We start from the raw sequence: 20667 nt of genomic DNA on the forward strand, positions 1-20667 counted from the left end.
AATAACGTGCCGCAATAGTCATACCTATTAATGGTAAAAAGCTGTCACAATTCATAAAAAACCTTAATATACGCCACCCTAAACATAACCAGCGTTAATGTAAGGTTTTTGTGTGGACTGGCTTCTTGATGTTTTTGCAACCTGGCTCTACGGCTTAAAAGTAATCGCGATAACGTTAGCGGTCATCATGTTCATCAGCGGGCTGGACGATTTTTTTATTGATGTCGTCTACTGGGTACGCCGCATTAAACGCAAGTTGAGTGTTTATCGCCGCTACCCGCGAATGAGTTACCGCGAACTGTATAAACCAGATGAAAAACCGTTAGCGATTATGGTTCCGGCGTGGAATGAAACGGGCGTCATCGGCAATATGGCCGAGCTGGCGGCGACCACGCTCGACTACGAAAACTATCATATCTTTGTTGGCACCTACCCCAACGACCCCGATACTCAACGTGATGTTGACGAAGTGTGCGCTCGCTTTCCGAACGTGCATAAGGTAGTCTGCGCGCGTCCTGGTCCCACCAGCAAAGCCGACTGTCTGAACAACGTGCTGGACGCCATCACCCAGTTTGAACGTAGCGCCAATTTCGCTTTTGCTGGTTTTATTCTGCATGACGCCGAAGATGTGATTTCACCGATGGAATTGCGTCTGTTCAACTATCTGGTCGAGCGTAAAGATCTGATTCAGATCCCGGTGTATCCGTTCGAACGCGAATGGACGCACTTCACCAGCATGACTTACATTGATGAGTTTTCAGAGCTGCATGGCAAAGATGTTCCGGTGCGTGAAGCCCTCGCCGGACAAGTGCCCAGCGCAGGCGTCGGCACCTGTTTCAGCCGCCGCGCCGTGACCGCTCTGTTAGCTGACGGTGACGGTATTGCTTTCGACGTGCAGAGTCTGACTGAAGATTACGACATTGGTTTCCGCCTGAAAGAGAAAGGTATGACGGAAATTTTTGTCCGTTTTCCGGTGGTGGACGAAGCCAAAGAACGCGAGCAGCGCAAATTTTTACAGCACGCACGGACGTCAAACATGATCTGCGTGCGCGAATATTTCCCCGATACCTTTTCGACTGCAGTTCGACAAAAATCTCGCTGGATCATCGGCATTGTTTTCCAGGGCTTTAAAACCCACAAATGGACCTCCAGCCTGACGCTGAACTACTTTCTCTGGCGCGACCGCAAAGGGGCAATCAGTAACTTTGTCAGCTTCCTCGCGATGCTGGTGATGCTCCAGCTTTTGCTGTTGCTGGCGTATGAAAGTTTGTGGCCCAATGCCTGGCATTTCCTTTCTATTTTTAGCGGCAGCGCATGGTTAATGACCCTGCTGTGGCTAAACTTTGGCTTGATGGTTAACCGCATCGTGCAGCGGGTGATTTTCGTCACTGGCTACTACGGTCTGACGCAGGGGCTGCTATCTGTCCTGCGTCTTTTCTGGGGCAACCTGATTAACTTCATGGCCAACTGGCGCGCGCTAAAACAGGTACTTCAACACGGCGATCCACGTCGCGTCGCGTGGGATAAAACAACGCATGACTTCCCCAGCGTGACTGGCGATACCCGCTCGTTGCGCCCGTTAGGCCAAATTCTGCTGGAAAATCAGGTCATCACTGAAGAACAACTCGATACAGCACTGCGTAATCGCGTCGAAGGTCTACGCCTGGGCGGTTCAATGCTGATGCAGGGGCTGATTAGCGCCGAGCAGCTGGCACAGGCGCTGGCAGAGCAAAACGGCGTGGCGTGGGAATCCATCGATGCCTGGCAGATCCCGTCCTCGCTGATTGCCGAAATGCCAGCCTCCGTAGCGCTGCATTATGCAGTACTGCCGCTGCGTCTGGAAAATGATGAGTTAATTGTCGGCAGTGAAGATGGTATTGACCCGGTTTCGCTGGCGGCCCTGACGCGTAAAGTCGGACGCAAAGTGCGTTACGTCATTGTTCTGCGGGGACAAATTGTCACGGGGTTACGTCACTGGTATGCACGCCGACGCGGTCACGATCCGCGGGCAATGTTGTACAATGCGGTTCAGCATCAGTGGCTCACGGAACAGCAGACCGGTGAAATCTGGCGGCAATATGTGCCGCATCAGTTCCTGTTCGCCGAAATACTGACCACGCTCGGTCATATTAATCGTTCAGCAATTAACGTGTTGTTATTGCGCCATGAACGCAGTTCTCTGCCGCTCGGCAAGTTTTTGGTCACCGAAGGCGTTATCAGCTAGGAAACGTTGGATCGCGTCCTGACAATTCAACGCGAATTACAAGTTTCGATGCAATCACTATTACTCAAAGCAGGTTTAAACACAGAACAGGTTGCGCAACTGGAGTCCGAAAATGAAGGAGAATAACCTTAATCGCGTCATCGGATGGTCTGGTTTACTGCTGACGTCTTTATTGAGTACCAGCGCACTCGCAGACAATATCGGCACCAGCGCAGAAGAGCTGGGGCTGAGCGATTATCGCCATTTTGTTATTTATCCCCGTCTCGATAAGGCGCTGAAGGCACAGAAAAATAACGACGAAGCAACCGCCATCCGCGAATTTGAATATATACACCAGCAGGTGCCGGATAATATTCCGCTGACTTTATACCTTGCGGAAGCCTATCGCCATTTTGGTCATGATGACCGGGCGCGGCTGTTGCTTGAGGATCAACTGAAACGTCACCCAGGAGATGCCCGACTTGAGCGCAGTCTGGCGGCTATTCCGGTTGAAGTGAAAAGCGTTACGACTGTTGAAGAACTGCTTGCCCAGCAAAAAGCGTGCGACGCTGCGCCGACCCTGCGTTGTCGCAGTGAAGTCGGGCAGAATGCCCTGCGGCTGGCACAATTACCTGTCGCCAGAGCGCAACTGAACGATGCGACGTTTGCTGCATCGCCAGAAGGAAAAACGCTGCGAACCGATCTGCTGCAACGGGCAATCTACCTGAAACAATGGTCCCAGGCAGATACGCTATACAATGAAGCACGCCAGCAGAACACATTAAGCGCGGCAGAACGCCGTCAGTGGTTTGACGTGCTTCTTGCCGGGCAGCTGGACGATCGGATCCTGGCACTGCAATCACAGGGGATCTTCACCGATCCTCAGTCATATATTACTTACGCGACCGCGCTGGCTTATCGTGGCGAAAAAGCACGCCTCCAGCATTATCTCAATGAAAATAAGCCGCTGTTTACCACGGACGCACAAGAGAAAAGTTGGCTCTATCTGTTATCTAAATACAGCGCCAACCCCGTTCAGGCATTGGCGAATTATACGGTGCAGTTTGCCGATAACCGCCAGTATGTTGTTGGCGCGACGCTACCGGTGCTGTTAAAAGAAGGTCAGTACGACGCAGCGCAAAAACTGCTCGCCACCCTCCCCGCCAATGAAATGCTTGAGGAGCGTTATGCTGTCAGCGTGGCGACCCGTAACAAGGCTGAATCTCTGCGTCTGGCACGATTGCTGTATCAGCAAGAACCGGCAAATCTTACCCGCCTGGATCAACTGACCTGGCAACTGATGCAGAACGAGCAGTCACGCGAAGCTGCCGATTTATTGCTGCAACGCTATCCTTTCCAGGGCGATGCGCGTGTCAGCCAGACTTTAATGGCGCGACTGGCGTCTCTGCTGGAAAGTCATCCTTACCTGGCAACGCCGGCGAAGGTGGCGATTTTATCGAAACCCTTACCGCTGGCGGAGCAACGTCAGTGGCAAAGTCAGTTGCCGGGTATTGCAGATAATTGCCCGGCAATAGTTCGCTTGCTGGGCGATATGTCGCCTTCCTACGATGCTTCCGCCTGGAACCGTCTGGCAAAGTGTTATCGGGACACGCTACCCGGTGTGGCGCTGTATGCATGGCTTCAGGCCGAACAACGACAACCGAACGCCTGGCAACATCGTGCGGTAGCCTATCAGGCGTATCAGGTTGAGGACTACGCCACCGCACTGGCGGCCTGGCAGAAAATCAGTCTTCACGACATGAGCAATGAGGATCTGCTTGCTGCTGCCAATACCGCCCAGGCGGCAGGAAATGGTGCAGCTCGCGATCGCTGGCTACAACAGGCAGAACAACGTGGACTGGGAAACAATGCCCTCTACTGGTGGCTGCATGCGCAACGTTACATTCCTGGTCAGCCGGAACTCGCACTGAGCGATCTCACGCGCTCAATCAATATTGCGCCTTCTGCCAACGCTTACGTTGCGCGGGCGACAATTTATCGCCAACGTCATAATGTCCCGGCGGCGGTGAGTGATTTGCGCGCCGCGCTGGAACTGGAACCGAATAATAGCAACATCCAGGCAGCGCTTGGTTACGCCTTGTGGGATAGCGGTGATATCGCACAGTCGCGGGAAATGCTCGAACAGGCGCATAAAGGGCTTCCGGACGATCCGGCACTGATCCGACAACTGGCCTATGTGAACCAGCGTCTGGATGACATGCCTGCGACGCAGCATTACGCCCGGCTGGTGATTGATGACATTGATAATCAGGCGCTGATAACCCCACTGACCCCAGAGCAAAATCAGAAACGCTTCAATTTCCGCCGTTTGCATGAGGAGGTCGGTCGCCGCTGGACGTTCAGTTTCGATTCTTCCATCGGCTTGCGTTCCGGCGCAATGAGTACCGCTAACAATAATGTCGGCGGCGCAGCGCCAGGGAAAAGCTATCGTAGCTACGGACAACTGGAAGCCGAGTACCGCATCGGACGCAATATGCTGCTGGAAGGCGACCTGCTCTCAGTTTATAGCCGCGTCTTTGCCGATACCGGAGAAAACGGGGTGATGATGCCGGTGAAAAATCCGATGTCCGGCACCGGTCTGCGCTGGAAGCCGCTGCGCGATCAGATCTTTTTCCTCGCCGTCGAACAGCAGTTGCCGCTGAACGGCCAAAATGGCGCATCCGATACCATGCTGCGCGCCAGCGCCTCATTCTTTAATGGCGGCAAATACAGCGACGAATGGCACCCGAACGGTTCAGGCTGGTTTGCCCAAAACCTGTACCTCGATGCGGCGCAATATATCCGCCAGGATATTCAGGCGTGGACGGCAGATTATCGCGTCAGCTGGCATCAGAAGGTAGCTAACGGACAGACTATTGAGCCTTACGCTCACGTTCAGGACAACGGCTATCGTGATAAAGGCACTCAGGGCGCGCAGCTTGGCGGAGTCGGAGTCCGCTGGAATATCTGGACCGGCGAGACGCACTACGACGCCTGGCCGCACAAAGTCAGTCTCGGCGTCGAGTATCAACATACCTTTAAGGCGATTAATCAACGTAACGGAGAGCGCAACAACGCGTTTCTCACCATTGGAGTGCACTGGTAAATGCGTAAGTTCATTTTCGTATTGCTGACACTGCTTTTGGTCAGCCCTTTTTCCTTTGCGATGAAAGGTATTATCTGGCAACCACAAAACCGAGATAGTCAGGTTACCGATACCCAGTGGCAGGGGCTGATGAGTCAGTTACGTTTGCAAGGCTTCGATACCCTGGTTTTGCAATGGACCCGTTACGGCGATGCATTCACCCAGCCAGAACAGCGCGCGTTATTGTTTAAGCGTGCCGCAGCTGCGCAACAGGCTGGCCTGAAGCTGATTGTCGGGCTGAACGCCGATCCGGAATTTTTTATGCACCAGAAACAGTCGTCCGCAGCGCTGGAAAGCTATCTTAATCGCCTGCTGGCTGCCGATCTCCAGCAAGCCAGATTATGGAGCGCCGCGCCTGGCGTAACGCCGGATGGCTGGTACATCAGCGCGGAAATTGACGACCTGAACTGGCGCAGCGAAGCTGCCCGTCAGCCTTTGCTAACATGGTTAAACAACGCGCAGCGGCTGATTAGCGATGTTTCAGCAAAACCGGTTTATATCAGTAGTTTTTTCGCCGGAAACATGTCGCCCGATGGCTATCGCCAACTGCTGGAACACGTTAAAGCAACCGGCGTTAATGTCTGGGTACAGGATGGCAGCGGCGTGGATAAACTTACCGCTGAACAGCGTGAACGTTATCTACAGGCCAGCGCCGATTGCCAAAGTCCCGCCCCTGCCAGCGGCATTGTTTATGAACTGTTTGTCGCCGGCAAAGGCAAAACCTTTACAGCGAAACCGAAACCGGATGCAGAGATCGCCTCGCTGTTAGCGAAACGTTCCTCTTGCGGTAAAGACACTCTCTATTTCTCTCTGCGCTATTTGCCCGTCGCGCACGGCATTCTCGAGTATTAAATCTCCTCCAGGTAAGTCGGGTACGACCTGGCTTACCTCTTTCGCTCTCGTCAGAATTCCATCAAGATTAATTGCTAAAAAGCGTGCTAAAGAAAGAAGATCGTTATCGGCGAACGGGCCGATCACTCATGCAGGAAGCATAGATCCTTTGAGCGGAGTTTCTGATATCTGAGGAGTGCGAAATGCAATTGAGCAGCAGTGAACCTTGCGTGGTGATCCTGACCGAAAAAGAGGTAGAGGTAAGCGTCAATAACCATGCTACGTTTACCCTTCCGAAAAACTACCTGGCCGCCTTCGCGTGCAACAATAACGTCATTGAACTCTCAACGTTAAATCACGTATTAATCACCCACATCAACCGTAACATCATCAACGATTATCTGTTGTTTTTAAATAAGAACTTAACCTGTGTAAAGCCCTGGTCGCGGCTGGCAACCCCGGTTATTGCTTGTCATAGCCGTACACCGGAAGTGTTCCGGCTAGCCGCCAACCACAGCAAGCAGCAACCCAGCAAACCCTGCGAAGCGGAGTTGACGCGCGTATTGCTTTTTACCGTATTGTCTAACTTTCTTGAGCAATCGCGGTTTATTGCCCTACTGATGTATATCTTACGCAGCAGCGTCCGCGACAGCGTCTGCCGCATTATTCAAAGCGATATTCAGCATTACTGGAATCTGCGAATTGTCGCCAGTTCGCTATGTTTAAGCCCCAGCCTGCTCAAAAAGAAATTAAAAAACGAAAATACCAGCTATAGCCAGATTGTCACAGAGTGTCGTATGCGTTACGCCGTACAGATGTTATTGATGGATAACAAAAATATCACTCAGGTGGCGCAATTATGTGGCTATAGCAGCACGTCATACTTTATCTCTGTTTTTAAGGCGTTTTACGGCCTGACACCGTTGAATTATCTCGCCAAACAGCGACAAAAAGTGATGTGGTGAAGGGCAAAGCGGAAACGGATAAGACGGGCATAAATGAAGAAGAAATGGCGCGCCCTGCAGGATTCGAACCTGCGGCCCACGACTTAGAAGTTCCTAGAACGACATTTTAAGTCAACAACTTACCGCGCCATCTCTGCGCTCACACGTCCCACTACCTCAAAACATGTAAAGCCTTGCAAGCCATTGTGAGGCCTTATGTGTCTCAGTTTTGTCCCTCTTTTTTGTACTAAAAAACATAGCAATTGAGGATAAACCTCATGCTATTTTCGCTTATATGCCTCTAAAGGCATGGCGCTTAAATAGATAAAAACACCACAAAAGCATAAAAAAACCACACAGTAAAACCGCAATATAAAACAATAACAGATAATTAAACCAAAAACAGATAGACGCATTGTGATAATCATTCAATACTAAACAAAATATAAACAGTGGAGCAATATGTAATTGACTCATTAAGTTAGATATAAAAAATACATATTCAATCATTAAAACGATTGAATGGAGAACTTTTATGCGGGCGAAACTTCTGGGAATAGTCCTGACAACCCCTATTGCGATCAGCTCTTTTGCTTCTACCGAGACTATATCGTTTACTCCTGACAACATAAATGCGGACATTAGTCTTGGAACTCTGAGCGGAAAAACAAAAGAGCGCGTTTATCTAGCTGAAGAAGGAGGCCGAAAAGTCAGTCAACTCGACTGGAAATTCAATAACGCTGCAATTATTAAAGGTGCAATTAATTGGGATTTGATGCCCCAGATATCTATTGGGGCTGCGGGCTGGACTACTCTCGGCAGCCGAGGTGGCAATATGGTCGATCAGGACTGGATGGATTCCAGTAACCCCGGAACCTGGACAGATGAAAGTAGGCACCCTGATACACAACTCAATTATGCCAACGAATTTGATCTGAATATCAAAGGCTGGCTCCTCAACGAACCCAATTACCGCCTGGGACTCATGGCCGGATATCAGGAAAGCCGTTATAGCTTTACAGCCAGAGGTGGTTCCTATATCTACAGTTCTGAGGAGGGATTCAGAGATGATATCGGCTCCTTCCCGAATGGAGAAAGAGCAATCGGCTACAAACAACGTTTTAAAATGCCCTACATTGGCTTGACTGGAAGTTATCGTTATGAAGATTTTGAGCTAGGTGGCACATTTAAATACAGCGGCTGGGTGGAAGCATCTGATAACGATGAGCACTATGACCCAGGAAAAAGAATCACTTATCGCAGTAAAGTCAAAGACCAAAATTACTATTCTGTTGCAGTCAATGCAGGTTATTACGTAACACCTAACGCAAAAGTTTATGTTGAAGGCGCATGGAATCGGGTTACGAATAAAAAAGGTAATACTTCACTTTATGATCACAATGATAACACTTCAGACTACAGCAAAAATGGTGCAGGCATAGAAAACTATAACTTCATCACTACTGCTGGTCTTAAGTACACCTTTTAACGAAGTTAACCAGATTTTCTCCCCGGTGGTATTGTATAACCCCGGGGAATTTGTTTACAGTTACAAGTAGACAATATCCACTAATTTTGTAAGCATTTAACCTATGTCATAACGTGTAATCTCTTACCGCAACACAAGACCTCAATATATTCAAATCTTATCTTTATTCCGATATTCAGAGACACAATGCGAAAAATAATTACTCATTTCAAAGTTGTTTTAACGTTACTTCTACCAGTAACCGTATCTGCCCAGCAGATACAGTGGCAATCCTGTATGGCCAGTCAATTCAACCACTGGTTTGGTGAGGAAAAACCGTCTCCTGACTTACTATGTGGTTATTTGTCTGTTCCATTAAAATATACAGACACAGGCGGAGATGCTTCTTATGAAAAAAAATCACAAGTCAAACTAGCGTTGACAAAATTGCCGGCAAAAAGCAAGCATAAAGGAAGTATCCTGATAATAAGTGGTGGTCCCGGGTTACCAGGCATAAATCCTTATATTAACTTTGACTGGCCAGTCACAAATCTTCGTGAGTCATGGGATATTATTGGATTTGATCCTCGAGGCGTCGGACAGTCCACTCCGACAATAAACTGCCGGCAATCAGATACAGAGACTCAGGAAAACATAACTGAAAAGCAACAAGTATTAAATAAAATTAATGCCTGTATCCATAATACCGGAGCCGAAGTCATTCGCCATATCGGCTCTAACGAGGCTGTATACGATATTGATCGTATTAGGCAAGCCTTGGGGGATAAACAACTGACAGCCGTGGCGTATTCGTATGGAACTCAAATTGCAGCCTTATATGCAGAACGTTTTCCCTACAACGTAAGATCTATCGTTCTTGATGGAGTCGTCGATATCGATGACCTGGAGGACAACTTCACATGGCAACTCAAACAGGCACAGAGTTATCAGGAAACGTTTGATCGCTTTGCATCCTGGTGTGCGCGTACAAAAAGTTGCCCGCTTTCTTCAGACAGAGATAAGGCAATAACTCAGTTCCATGAGCTATTATCAAAATTACATCACAAACCTTTATTAGACAGTAAGGGAGAAAATATATCTTCAGATGAACTCATATCATTAACAACAGACCTTCTGCTATGGCGTTCATCATGGCCAACCCTTGCAACTGCCATACGCCAGTTCTCTCAGGGGATTGTCAGTAATGAAATTGAAACTGCGCTCAGTGCTCCGATAGCCTCAGAAGAGTCAAGCGATGCTTCGGGGGTAATCCTCTGTGTAGATCAGGGGGATGAGCAATTAACACCAGAAGAGCGAAAATCCCGAAAAGACGCTCTTGCGAATGCCTTCCCGGCTATTAACTTTGACAATGGACGTTCCGATTCACCTGATTTTTGTGAATTATGGCCAATACATAGCGACCTGAACAAAACTCGCCTGAAAAATACTGTTCTGCCCTCTGGTTTACTGTTTGTAGCACACAAATACGACCCAACAACGCCCTGGATTAATGCCCGTAAGATGGCAGAGAAATTTTCCAGCCCGTTACTAACAATAAATGGTGATGGGCATACATTAGCTCTCACCGGAGTTAATTTATGTGTAGATAAAGCAGTTGTACATCACCTGATCACTCCACAAAAAATAGAAAATATATACTGCCCAGGAAATTCTGAAGCAGAAATACAATAATTTCAAAATATTCCGCTATTTGCTCCCAATGCAAAACATATATTGCATTGGGAGCATATTCATATTTTTGTTATTCTTGTATGAAATCGTCTCATGTACACGGTCCTTTTTCGCCGAAAACTGATATTACTTTAATCAAAAGTTGACGTGCCAGATTCGAAGTAAATTTATAAAATATCAAATCAATATACATTTTGCACCTTCGAGATAGTAATGGCTGTTACTGTAACATGAGTTACAAACAGCTTCATACCCAGAGCTACTGATGTATCAACACGATTCAACAATACCCGATATTTATTCCATGCCTCCAGCAACGATCTTTCTTCCTCCGTTGCGATTTCCAGATCTACAGCATCCTGCAGTGGCGCAATATACTCACTGAATTCCTGGATGTAGAACTGTGTGGTGACGGTCTTCCAGCCATTCGGCTCCTGCTGTATCGAAGCATACCAGGCTATTTCAATATCGCTATGCTGCGGCAGCATTTAACCCCTTGTAATTCATCGCCATAATTGATTTAATTCACAAATAAAACTATAACATGGTGAAATTAATGAAAAAAAACACAGATGATGGGGCTAAAATTTACACACCACTTACCCTAAAGCTTTATGACTGGTGGGTTTTGGGAGTATCAAATCGGCTTGCATGGGGATGTCCTACAAAGGAACACCTTCTTCCACACTTTCTGGAACATTTAGGTAACAACCATCTGGATATTGGTGTTGGAACTGGGTTTTACCTTACTCACGTACCTGAGAGTAGTCTGATATCTTTAATGGATTTGAACGAAGCTAGCCTGAACGCGGCATCTACAAGGGCTGGGGAATCAAAAATTAAACATAAAATTAGCCATGATGTTTTTGAACCTTATCCCGCGGCGTTACATGGTCAATTTGATTCCATTTCCATGTTTTACCTTCTTCACTGCCTGCCTGGAAATATATCTACAAAAAGCTGTGTAATACGCAATGCGGCGCAGGCCTTAACTGACGATGGAACTCTATACGGAGCCACAATTCTTGGCGATGGAGTTGTGCACAATAGCTTCGGTCAAAAACTGATGCGTATTTACAATCAGAAAGGCATCTTTTCAAACACAAAAGATTCCGAAGAAGGCTTAACACATATACTCTCAGAGCATTTCGAGAATGTTAAAACCAAGGTTCAAGGTACTGTAGTAATGCTTTCCGCTTCAGGGAAAAAATAGCATCCAACCGCAGCACGTTCTTGCTTAAGACGTGCTGCGGCATAATCCCAATGATTACTCCCTGACAGGGTTCGTAGGCCACTCAATATCAGGTGCAGTTGATGTATCAACACGGTTCAGCAACACCCGATACTTTTTCCAGGCTTCCAGCAATGAGGTTTCTTCCTCCGTTGCGATTTCCAGATCTACAGCATCCTGAAGTGGCGCAATATGCTCACTGGCTACCTGCATCAGGCTGTTTTTTGTTTCTTCCGCCTCTCGGATCCGGAACAGTTTTTCTGCTTCTGCATCTTTCACCCAGGCTGTGCCGTTCCACTTCTGAAACTCCCCTTCCGGCGATAACCAGGTAACATTTTCCGGTAACGGACCGAGTTCAGAAATAAATAACGCGTCCCCTGACGCTACGTCATAAACCGTTTTACCCCGATGGTCTTCAACGAGATGCCACGATGCCTCATCACTGTTGAAAACAGCCACAAAGCCAGCAGGAATATCTGGTGGTGCAATATCGGTACTGTTTGCTGGCAGACCTGTATGAGGCGGAATATATGCGTCACCTTCACCAATAAATTCATTAGTTCCGGCCAGCAGATTATAAATTTTTATGGTCCGTGCTTGTTCACTCATTCTGAATGCCATTATGCAAGCCTCACAATATAGTTAAATGCGATGTTTTTGACAGTGTTTTCCGCGTTACCAGCAGCGTTAACGGTGATGGTGTGTCCATGTGAGCCAATCGCAACCGAGTGCGTATGAGCACCAATACCGACAGTATGTGCGTGTGCACCTGCAGATGCAGCGGTGCCGCTGACACTATGAGTGTGCGCTCCTGCAGCACTTGTATTCACACTGGCCGCAGACACTACCTTATGTACTGACCCATTTTGTGACCACTGGCTGACTGCTGATGCGCCTGTGACACTATGAGTATGGTTTCCGGCACTTGCGGCTGTACCGCTCACACTGTGCGTATGCGCCCCGGTGTTATTCGTGGATTTAGTGCCGTAATCAAACGACGATGTGGTTTTCGTCCCCAAATCCGTACTGGATGCGCTGGCGCTGTGGGTGTGCGATTTAATGCCGTCCTGTTCCTGAGACAATACGGCCCGACCACTGGCAGGTTTGCCCTTAATCGTCCAGCTACGCATATCAGGGATCAGGCCTGACGGATAAGCGGCTGCAAGTTTCGGGTATGCAGATTTGTCAAAAGTCTGCCCCTGCATCAGGGCATAACCAGACGGAACGGTATCTGATGGCCACGGGATTGGTGCACCGACTGGATAAAACTCTGCAGGAGGATGAGCCGAGGTGTAAAGCTGCGCCCACGGCGACCAGTTTGCGTCGGTCGTATCCCGTCGTGAACGAATAAATGCCGGAGCATGAGCACCGCTTGTACCACTCCAGCCGATGAGTAACTCACCTTCGCCAACGGCTGTCATCCCTTTCAGGTGAATGATATTTCCATACGTTGTTGGATATCCGTTGTTATACACCTCGTATAACTCAAGACCTGCTGCCCCCTGCGTATTGTCTGTCAGCGCGGCTACCCGACCTTTTGAAGCCAGATTAACTGATGATACTGCTGTTCCACCTGACGGTAGCGCCCCGATCTCTGATGCCGTTGGCTTATTTCTGGAGTTATAGTCCCTTCGCCAGCCAGGTGAATAATCTGTTCCGTGATTAATATAGGTAAACAGGGCGTTGGTTGTTCCGCCACCGCTGGATGTGGTCGGAGTGGTAATGCGGATCGTCATCGCTGACTTTATCCCCATTACTTCAATGACAGCTCCGGCGAGATGAATATTACCGCAGCCAGTATCAGTAATGATTTTATTATTGCCATAAGACCAGGAACCCTTGCACATCCAGTATGGATGGTTAAATGCTCCCTGAGAATCCAGCCACTCGATAAACTGTGCAGTCGTCCAGTTTCCTGTTGTTGTGCTTACTGACCCACCGAAGGCACGGCAGGCACCAATATTTTTCGTAAAGGTGTCTTTGCCAGGGATATCCGCACCGTTCTGATCTTTCTGCAGACGTTTCTCAGCATTGTCATTGGCTGCTTTTACTGCCTTTGGCGTTGCCGCCAGCGTTTCAGACGTGCTGTTGGTCGTGCTGCTTAGTTGGACTATCCCTTTCTGTGCTGTCGTTGCATCCTGTGCTGTGTATTTCCCGTTAGCCAGGTCATACGCGGCCTTAACTGCTTTTGGCGTTGCCGCCAGTGACTCGGAAGTGCTGTTGGTCGCACTGCTGAGCTGTACTATCCCCTTTTTCGTCGTGCTCGCATCCTCAAGCGCCACGGCGGATGCAATATCCTCTGCCCGTTTTGCCGCTGTCTCAGCGCGCGTTGCTGCAGATTCCGCCGTACTTTTGCTCTGAGCTGCTGCCGTCGCACTACCAGCTGCCTCTGTCGCCTTTGTGGATGCCGTCGTGGCGCTGCCCTTCGCTGCTGACGCCTGTCTGGTCGCCTCATCTTTTGAAGCAGACGCCGATGATGCCGATGACGCCGCCGAACTGGCGGACGATGCCGCTGCCGTTTTTGAGGATTCTGCACGGGTTTCCGACGCTTTCGCGTTCGTTTCGGATGTCTTCGCTGCGGAAGCTGACCTCGCTGCTGCCGTGGCCTGCTCAGTGGCTTCGCCAGCCTTCGTTGTGGCTGTTGAAGCGGATGATGCGGCGCTTTCTGCCGATTTTCCGGCGGCGGTGGCACTGGCTGAGGCCTGCCCGGCACTTGTTGACGCGGCACTGGCAGACGACGCAGCCGCTGTTTTTGAGCCTGCCGCAGCTGAGGCGCTCTGTCCCGCTGCCGTCTCAGAAGACCTGGCGTTCGTCTCGGACGTTTTTGCCGCCTTCGCGGAATTTCCTGCCGCCGTTGCCGAGGAAGCTGCGCTACTGGCGCTCAAGGATGCGTTCGTTTCTGATGATTTCGCTGCCTCTTTTGAGGCCGCCGCATCCCGGGCTGAGGTGGCAGCTTCTGACGCTTTCGTGATCGCGGTGGATGCAGAAGTGGCGGCTGATTGTTCTGACGCTGCGGCATTCGTTTCTGACGTTTTCGCCGCACCGGCACTGGTAGCTGCCACGCTTTTTGAGGACTCTGCAGCGGCAGCACTTTTTGAGGCTTCAGTGGCCTTTGTTGATGCCGTTCCTGCGCTGGAAGACGCTGACTGAGCCGACGAAGCGGCCTGTCCGGCTGACGTGCTGGCTGCACGTGCTGAATCTGCAGCATCAGTCGCATGGGTTGCCGCCTCACGGGCAGATGTGCTGGCATCACTGGCTGACTTCTTCGCGGCTGCCGTGTTCTGTGCCACCACGGACGCGTTACGCGCTACCTCTTCCACCATCAGTTCAAAACGGCGCAGTGCCTCAGGACGGGCATCATCCTCCGTCATGGCACCGAGAAAATCATTCAGCGTACCGGGTCGGGAATCTTCATACACGGTGATGGTCCCGGCATGTGACGGCGGGAATCCTTCCACCAACAGAATAACGCTGTACTGACCGTACTCAACGTCCATGCTGTAACGCCCGGCTTCATCCGGATTTTCTGAGGCCAGCGTGTTCACCACCACCGTGGTGCTGTTACGTTTTGCTTTCAGCTGGATTGTGCAGTTCTGTACCGGTTTTCCTGTGCCGTCTTTCAGTACACCTGAAATCTTTACTGCCATATTCACCCCACAAAAAAGCCCGCCTGAACCGGCGGGCTGTCATAACACTGTGTTACCTGGCTAATCAGAACTTATAACCGACACCCATGATGAAACCGTCAGTGCGCCAGTCGCCACTGCCGGAGCCTTCATAAGCAATATCAATGGCCACGGATTCGGTCGGGTTAAACTGCACGCCAGCTCCCCACGCCAGAGACGTGTTGCTGTGGCGACCGTCATCACTTCCGGTCAGCACGTCGTGCGTTTTCCCCTTGTTGTCAGTTACGCGGAGATAATCCCCGGAGAAAGTCGACACACGGCTGTAAGCCACACCCGCCATCGCATACGCGCTGAACCATTCATTCACGCGCACAGACGGCCCCACCATCACGCTGAACCAGCGGTTACGAACGGAATCTTCATGCCAGCGGGTATCGCTGTAACGGGTCAGCTGGCGATTCTTGTCTCCTGCATAGCTGAATGACGTCACCAGCCCCAGTGTGTCCGTAAACTCATAACGGTATTTCACGTTAATCCCGTTCAGATCATCGCTGCCGGGAACGTTCGTCGAGGCATGAAGATACCCCGCGCTCAGCGTGGACTGATGTTCAGACGCCCATGCAGGCGCACCGGATACGGCCAGACAAATGGCTGCGGACAAAATGGCGGCATAAAGTTTACGCATAATTACCTCTCGCTTTTCTGCAATAAAAAAGGCGTCATTTCTGACGCCCGTTATGGGTTATAAAATTCAGCTGATACTGATACCTGCTGTGGATTTCTTCATCACCACAACCAGCAGATCGCTGATACTGGTTGTTGGTGTCCAGTTATTCGCTCCTGATGAAGATACGGTGAATGTCAGTGTCAGTGTCCCCTGTCCGGCAGGCATATCTATAACTGAAGAAAATACGCCCTGAGCATCCGTCGTGGACTGATTAAAAATCTCCTGACCATTGCGGGTCACTCTTAACCGGCAGGTTGAATACCAGTATGACTGTTGGTTATTACTGTTGAAATTCTCATGCTTACCACCGCGGAATAACACTGGCGGTATCATGACCTGCCGGTCAAATTTCTGATCATCACTGATTCTTACCGTGATGGTGCCGCTGGCATAACTGTTCGTGCGGGGGAAAGACTTGCTGACCGTTTTGACAATATCGCCTTCAATCTGGTTGGCTGACAGTTTCCCCTTAATCTGACAGTTCTCATTAATCGTGACGTTGTTGAGCGTCCCGGCGTTCGCATTCACACTGCCACTGATATCTGCATTTTTAGCGGTCAGCTTTCCGTCCGGTGTCAGGGAAAATGCCGGAGGATTACCGCCGCTGGTAATGGTGGGAGCCGTCAGGCGTTTGAGGAACACGTCGTTCATGAATATCTGGTTGCCCTGCGCCACAAACATCGGCGTTTCATTCCCGTTTGCCGGGTCAATAAACGCGATACGGTTAGCGGCAACCAGAAACTGGCTCAGTTTGCCTTCCTCTGTATCCTCCATGCTGAGGCCAAGTCCCGCGACATAATGTTTGCCGTCTTTGGTCTGCTCAATTTTGACAGCCCACATGGCATTCCATTTATCGTTGGCATCCTTCCACTCTTTCGAAAACTCATCCAGTCTGCTGGCGTTATCCTCCGTCAGGTCGACTTTTTCCAGCAACTCCTTGCCGAGATGAGATTCGGTTATCTTGCCTTTGAAAAAATCCAGGTAACCTTCCGCATCATCGCTCGCCCGACCGACAGCCTCCACGAATGCCGATTTGCCAACGGTGTTCACACTGCGAACGTAAAAATAATAATTATGGCCCGGTTTGATATTGATACTGGCGGCTATCCAGTACAGCGCCGTACCAAGATAGCGTGCTGTGGTTTCAACCTGCCTGATATCCGCAATCCGCTTTTCCGAGAACCAGAACTCAAACTGTACCGTCGGATCATAAACGGCAAGATGCGGCGTGGCGGTTATCTGAAAATAGCCCGGCGTCAGCTCAATCCGCGACGGCGCTGCCGGTGCGGCGATCCGGAACGATACCGATGCCGGATCGCCCTGCTGTCCCCAGGCATTTGCCGCCCGGACTGTCAGCCTGTAGTTTCCCAGCGCCAGCTGCGTGAAGCGGTATGTGGTTTCCGTCGTCCGGGCCGTGCTGACCAGCCGCTCACTGCCGTCATCCGCTGCCACGGTCAGGCGAAGCAGGAAACTCACGCCCTTCACCACCTTCGGCGTGTCCCAGCGGGCCAGTACCTGATATTCCCCGCTGTCTGCGGTGACTTCGGCAGTCAGGTGCTGCACCGCGGGCGGCGTGACGCCATTCACCGTGCCGCTCAGGTCGCCGTCAAAGTGCGCCCCGTTATCCACGATGGCTTCTTTTTCGGGTACATGCTGCACGGCGGTGATGGCATACGTGCCGTCGTCGTTCTCACGGATACTCACACAGCGGAACAGGCGCTGGCGCAACGTCGGCAGCTTCATCCCCCATATGCTGTATCCGGCAACGCCGTCAGGAACACGGCTCACTTTCACCTTCACACCGTCGGTGACGGACTGAACCTCCACGCTGACCGGATTGCCACTTCCGTCAACCAGGCTTATCAGCGTGGTACCGGAGGATGGCTGCGTGATTTCACGGTCGAGCGTCAGCGTCCGGGTCTGGCTGTTCACCGCCAGCACGCGCCCGCCGGTGCTGATACCGGCATAGTCATCATCGCAAATTTCAATGACATCGCCCGGCACATGGCGAAGCCCTTCTGCGCCCACGCTGAAATCCACGGTCTGCGTTTCCAGCAGTTCCGTTTTAATCAGCCACAGCCCGGCTCGGTGTGCCTGCCCCCGGCTGGTACAGCCAAAGGCATCCATCTTCGTGACGTTACGACCGTAACGGGCAATGGCCTGCGTGTCCTCCACAAGCTCTGTCGCCGTCTCCCAGCCGTTATCCGGGTCAATCCAGTTCACCTCAACGGCATTATGGCGGTCCTTCAGGGCGCTGAAGCTGTAGCGGAACGGCGCGCCATCATCCGGCATCACCACATTACTGCGGTTATAGGTCCACACCTTATCCGATGGCCGGTCCTGCACGAACGTCAGCGTCTGCCCGTTCCATACCGGCATACAGCGCATCGCCGAGCAGAAATCACTGAGCACATCCCACGCCTTGCGCTGTGTGGTCAGCCAGGCATTACAGGTGATGCGCGGCTCCGTGCCGCCAAAGCCGTCCGGCACTGACTGGTCGCAATTCTGGCCGATGACATACAGCGCCCATTTATCCACATCCGCCGCACCAAGACGTTTCCCCATGCCGTAGCGCGGGTGGGTCAGCATATCCCACAGACACCAGGCCATATTGTTGCTGTATGCTGGCTTAAACGTTCCGTCCCAGATACCGCTGTATTGCCGCGTCTGCGGGTTATAGTTCGACGGCACCTGCAGAATGCGCCCGCGAAGATGATAATTACGGCTCACCTGCTGGCTGCCGAACTGCTCCGAGTCCACCTGCACACCGACCAGTGCCGTGTTCGGGTAGCACTGTTTCACATCGATGATTTCGGTGTATGACGACCAGAGCGTTTTGTTCTGCAGCTGGTCTGTGGTGCTGTCCGGCGTCATCCTGCGCATCCGGATATTAAACGGGCGCGGCGGCAGGTTATCCACCACCACCGAGGCCAGATACTGCGACGTGGTTTTGCCCTTAATGGTGATGTCTTTTTCCGTCACCCAGCCACCATTACGCTGTATCTGAACCAGCAGGCGGACTTCCGACGGATTCCGATCACCCTTTGAGGTGGTTTCCACCAGTGCCTGCACGCCGAAAGTAAAACGCAGACGGTCAATGTTTGCCGACGTGATGGTCCGGGTGATCGGCGTGTCATATTTCACTTCCGTACCCAGCACCGTCTCGGAGCCGGAGGATTCAAATCCCTCCGGCGGTGTCTGCTCCTGCTCACCTGCCCGGAACACCACCGTGACGCCGGAGATATTGGTATTCCCCTCACTGTCCAGCACCGGCGTACTGTTCAGCAGCACGCTTTTTAATCCATCCACCGGACCTTCAACCGGCCCTTCGCTGATGGCATCGATCACACTCAGCAGCTGCGTGGACTTCAGGTTGTCCTTCGCTTCGCGCGGGGTATGCCCCTTACTGCTGCCTTTACCCATTCGTCACGCTCCATAAACGACAAAACCGCCCGCAGGCGGTTTCACATAAAACATTTTGCATCAGCGACCAATCACCACAACCTGACCACTATCCCCTTCGTCTGCCGTGCTGATCTCCTGAGAGACCACCCGCGACCCCACGCGCATTTCACCGTACAGAACGGGCAGAACATTGCCCTGGGCAACCATGTTATCCAGTGAGGAGAAATAGGTGTTCTGTTTGCCGTTATCCGTTGTCTGTGTACGGGGAGTTCTGGCTTTCGGTGCCAGCATCTGCGCCACACCACCGAGCACCATACTGGCACCGAGAGAAAACAGGATGCCGGTCATACCTCCGGCCCCAATGGCTGCCCCCCATGCTGCAAGGGTGGCTCCGGCGGTAAAGAATGATCCGGCAATGGCGGCAGCCCCCAGGACAATCTGGAATATGCCACCTGACTTGGCCCCGGCGACTCTGGGAACAATATGAATCACAGCGCCATCAGGCAGAGTCTCATGTAACTGCGCCGTTAACCCGGACGTGCTGACGTCCCGCCCGGCAATCCGTACCTGATACCAGCCGTCGCTCAGTTTCTGACGAAACACCGGGAGCTGTGTGGCCAGTGCGCGGATGGCTTCAGCCCCCGTTTTCACACGAAGGTCGATGCGGCGGCCAAATCGTTGCAAATCCCCGTAAAGGCAGATGCGCGCCATGCCCGATGACGCCAGAGGGAGTGTGTGCGTCGCTGCCATTTGTCGGTATACCTCTCTCGTTTGCTCAGTTGTTCAGGAATATGGTGCAGCAGCTCGCCATCACCACAGTAAATGGCGGCATGATTCGGCACCGATGAACCAAAACAGCACAGCAGCACATCGCCCGGTTGTGCTGATGACAACGGCACCTGATACAGCCCTGTGGCCTCCAGATTATCCAGATAGAGATTCTGACCGTGACGCCACCAGTCATCCTCGCGATGAAAATCCGGCATCTCAATCCCCGCCAGATGATAAGCATCCCGGAACAGCGTGTAACAGTCCGTCACCCCGTGCTCAAAGCGCCGCCCGGTGAGATGCGGCACACAGCGGAACTTATGAATCGTCCCCCGGCAGACCAGCCACCACGGCAAATCACTCTGCACCTGCAGCCGCCGGTCGGCCTCACTCAGCCAGGGCAGACCACCGGGGTGGCTGTGGACCAGCGCCACAATCTCACCCTGCATTTCTGCCTGCAGCCAGTCTTCCGGCGACATACGGAAATACGCCTCCGGCTCACCGGAGATATTCACGCAGGGGAAATATCTTTCCCCCTCCGGCGTGCTTACCACGAAGCCGCACGACTCCGCTGGCGCACATCGCCGGGCGTGCGCCAGAATCGCTGATTCTGTCTGTGTCATGGGA

13 protein-coding genes and 2 pseudogenes are annotated in these 20667 nt (G+C 51.5%); 7 read left to right on the plus strand and 8 right to left on the minus strand.

The window, feature by feature from the left end; translation table 11 throughout:
- Nucleotides 1-112: 112 nt before the first annotated feature.
- From nrfB to HGD79_RS08910, 6 genes and pseudogenes are all read left to right on the plus strand, one after another.
- Nucleotides 113-2350: pseudogene (nrfB, locus tag HGD79_RS08885) on the plus strand (cyclic di-3',5'-guanylate-activated glycosyltransferase NrfB).
- Nucleotides 2337-5309: a bacteriophage adsorption protein NfrA gene (nfrA, locus tag HGD79_RS08890; RefSeq protein WP_001580085.1), complete on the plus strand. Its 2973-nt coding sequence runs from the start codon at nt 2337-2339 to the stop codon at nt 5307-5309. Before nrfB ends, nfrA begins: the two are co-directional and overlap by 14 nt.
- The gene (locus HGD79_RS08895; protein WP_001224566.1) at nt 5310-6200 is read left to right on the plus strand and encodes a DUF4434 family protein; all 891 of its coding nucleotides are present in this window, start codon (nt 5310-5312) and stop codon (nt 6198-6200) included.
- Nucleotides 6201-6382: 182 nt separating this feature from the next.
- Nucleotides 6383-7144: a DNA-binding transcriptional regulator EnvY gene (gene envY, locus HGD79_RS08900; RefSeq protein WP_001177469.1), complete on the plus strand. Its 762-nt coding sequence runs from the start codon at nt 6383-6385 to the stop codon at nt 7142-7144.
- A gap of 514 nt (nt 7145-7658) precedes the next feature.
- Nucleotides 7659-8612 carry an omptin family outer membrane protease OmpT gene (gene ompT / locus HGD79_RS08905; protein WP_001201825.1) on the plus strand — a complete coding sequence of 318 codons (954 nt, stop codon included), beginning with the start codon at nt 7659-7661 and terminating at the stop codon, nt 8610-8612.
- A gap of 186 nt (nt 8613-8798) precedes the next feature.
- A complete protein-coding gene (locus tag HGD79_RS08910) occupies nt 8799-10283 on the plus strand; it encodes an alpha/beta hydrolase (protein ID WP_001226375.1) in 1485 nt (494 codons plus the stop codon).
- A gap of 182 nt (nt 10284-10465) precedes the next feature.
- Here the strand turns inward: HGD79_RS08910 and HGD79_RS26590 are convergent.
- Nucleotides 10466-10678, minus strand: a pseudogene (locus HGD79_RS26590) (tail fiber assembly protein); the annotation flags it as partial.
- Nucleotides 10679-10827: 149 nt separating this feature from the next.
- On the opposite strand from HGD79_RS26590, the gene HGD79_RS08920 reads away from it, so the two are divergent.
- On the plus strand, nt 10828-11496 hold the full coding sequence (locus HGD79_RS08920) for a class I SAM-dependent methyltransferase (RefSeq protein ID WP_168848367.1): 669 nt from the start codon (nt 10828-10830) through the stop codon (nt 11494-11496).
- On the opposite strand, the gene HGD79_RS26975 is transcribed toward HGD79_RS08920, so the two are convergent.
- The 7 genes from HGD79_RS26975 to HGD79_RS08950 all read right to left on the minus strand — a co-directional run bounded on the left by HGD79_RS26975 (nt 11441) and on the right by HGD79_RS08950 (nt 20663).
- Nucleotides 11441-11578, minus strand: a complete 138-nt coding sequence (locus tag HGD79_RS26975) for a nucleocapsid protein (RefSeq protein ID WP_348772621.1) — start codon at nt 11576-11578, stop codon at nt 11441-11443. The genes HGD79_RS08920 and HGD79_RS26975 overlap by 56 nt on opposite strands.
- Nucleotides 11551-12135 carry a tail fiber assembly protein gene (locus HGD79_RS08925; RefSeq protein ID WP_000885570.1) on the minus strand — a complete coding sequence of 195 codons (585 nt, stop codon included), beginning with the start codon at nt 12133-12135 and terminating at the stop codon, nt 11551-11553. The genes HGD79_RS26975 and HGD79_RS08925 overlap by 28 nt, the downstream gene beginning before the upstream one ends.
- Nucleotides 12135-15161, minus strand: coding sequence for a phage tail protein (locus HGD79_RS08930; RefSeq protein ID WP_045133724.1), 3027 nt, complete (start codon nt 15159-15161; stop codon nt 12135-12137). Before HGD79_RS08930 ends, HGD79_RS08925 begins: the two co-directional genes overlap by 1 nt.
- Before the next feature lie 64 nt (nt 15162-15225).
- Nucleotides 15226-15825: an Ail/Lom family outer membrane beta-barrel protein gene (locus tag HGD79_RS08935; RefSeq protein WP_001230378.1), complete on the minus strand. Its 600-nt coding sequence runs from the start codon at nt 15823-15825 to the stop codon at nt 15226-15228.
- Between the two features lie 66 nt (nt 15826-15891).
- Complete coding sequence (locus tag HGD79_RS08940) at nt 15892-19290, minus strand: host specificity protein J (RefSeq protein ID WP_168848368.1); 3399 nt, start codon at nt 19288-19290, stop codon at nt 15892-15894.
- A gap of 60 nt (nt 19291-19350) precedes the next feature.
- Nucleotides 19351-19923 carry a tail assembly protein gene (locus HGD79_RS08945; RefSeq protein ID WP_176553936.1) on the minus strand — a complete coding sequence of 191 codons (573 nt, stop codon included), beginning with the start codon at nt 19921-19923 and terminating at the stop codon, nt 19351-19353.
- The gene (locus tag HGD79_RS08950) at nt 19920-20663 is read right to left on the minus strand and encodes a C40 family peptidase (protein ID WP_000194779.1); all 744 of its coding nucleotides are present in this window, start codon (nt 20661-20663) and stop codon (nt 19920-19922) included. The genes HGD79_RS08945 and HGD79_RS08950 overlap by 4 nt, the downstream gene beginning before the upstream one ends.
- Nucleotides 20664-20667 lie beyond the last annotated feature (4 nt).

Origin of the sequence: Escherichia sp. SCLE84 (genome assembly GCF_012584495.1) — a bacterium.
Taxonomy (GTDB): Bacteria; Pseudomonadota; Gammaproteobacteria; order Enterobacterales; family Enterobacteriaceae; genus ECMA0423.

Bases quoted from the DNA above. Each gene is read 5' to 3' on its own strand.
- HGD79_RS08950 (WP_000194779.1), bottom strand. From the start codon at position 20,663: ATGACACAGACAGAATCAGCGATTCTGGCGCACGCCCGGCGATGTGCG.
- nfrA (WP_001580085.1), top strand. From the start codon at position 2,337: ATGAAGGAGAATAACCTTAATCGCGTCATCGGATGGTCTGGTTTACTG.
- HGD79_RS08910 (WP_001226375.1), top strand. From the start codon at position 8,799: ATGCGAAAAATAATTACTCATTTCAAAGTTGTTTTAACGTTACTTCTA.
- HGD79_RS08895 (WP_001224566.1), top strand. From the start codon at position 5,310: ATGCGTAAGTTCATTTTCGTATTGCTGACACTGCTTTTGGTCAGCCCT.
- HGD79_RS08925 (WP_000885570.1), bottom strand. From the start codon at position 12,135: ATGGCATTCAGAATGAGTGAACAAGCACGGACCATAAAAATTTATAAT.
- envY (WP_001177469.1), top strand. From the start codon at position 6,383: ATGCAATTGAGCAGCAGTGAACCTTGCGTGGTGATCCTGACCGAAAAA.
- HGD79_RS08935 (WP_001230378.1), bottom strand. From the start codon at position 15,825: ATGCGTAAACTTTATGCCGCCATTTTGTCCGCAGCCATTTGTCTGGCC.
- HGD79_RS08920 (WP_168848367.1), top strand. From the start codon at position 10,828: ATGGTGAAATTAATGAAAAAAAACACAGATGATGGGGCTAAAATTTAC.
- ompT (WP_001201825.1), top strand. From the start codon at position 7,659: ATGCGGGCGAAACTTCTGGGAATAGTCCTGACAACCCCTATTGCGATC.
- HGD79_RS08940 (WP_168848368.1), bottom strand. From the start codon at position 19,290: ATGGGTAAAGGCAGCAGTAAGGGGCATACCCCGCGCGAAGCGAAGGAC.
- HGD79_RS08930 (WP_045133724.1), bottom strand. From the start codon at position 15,161: ATGGCAGTAAAGATTTCAGGTGTACTGAAAGACGGCACAGGAAAACCG.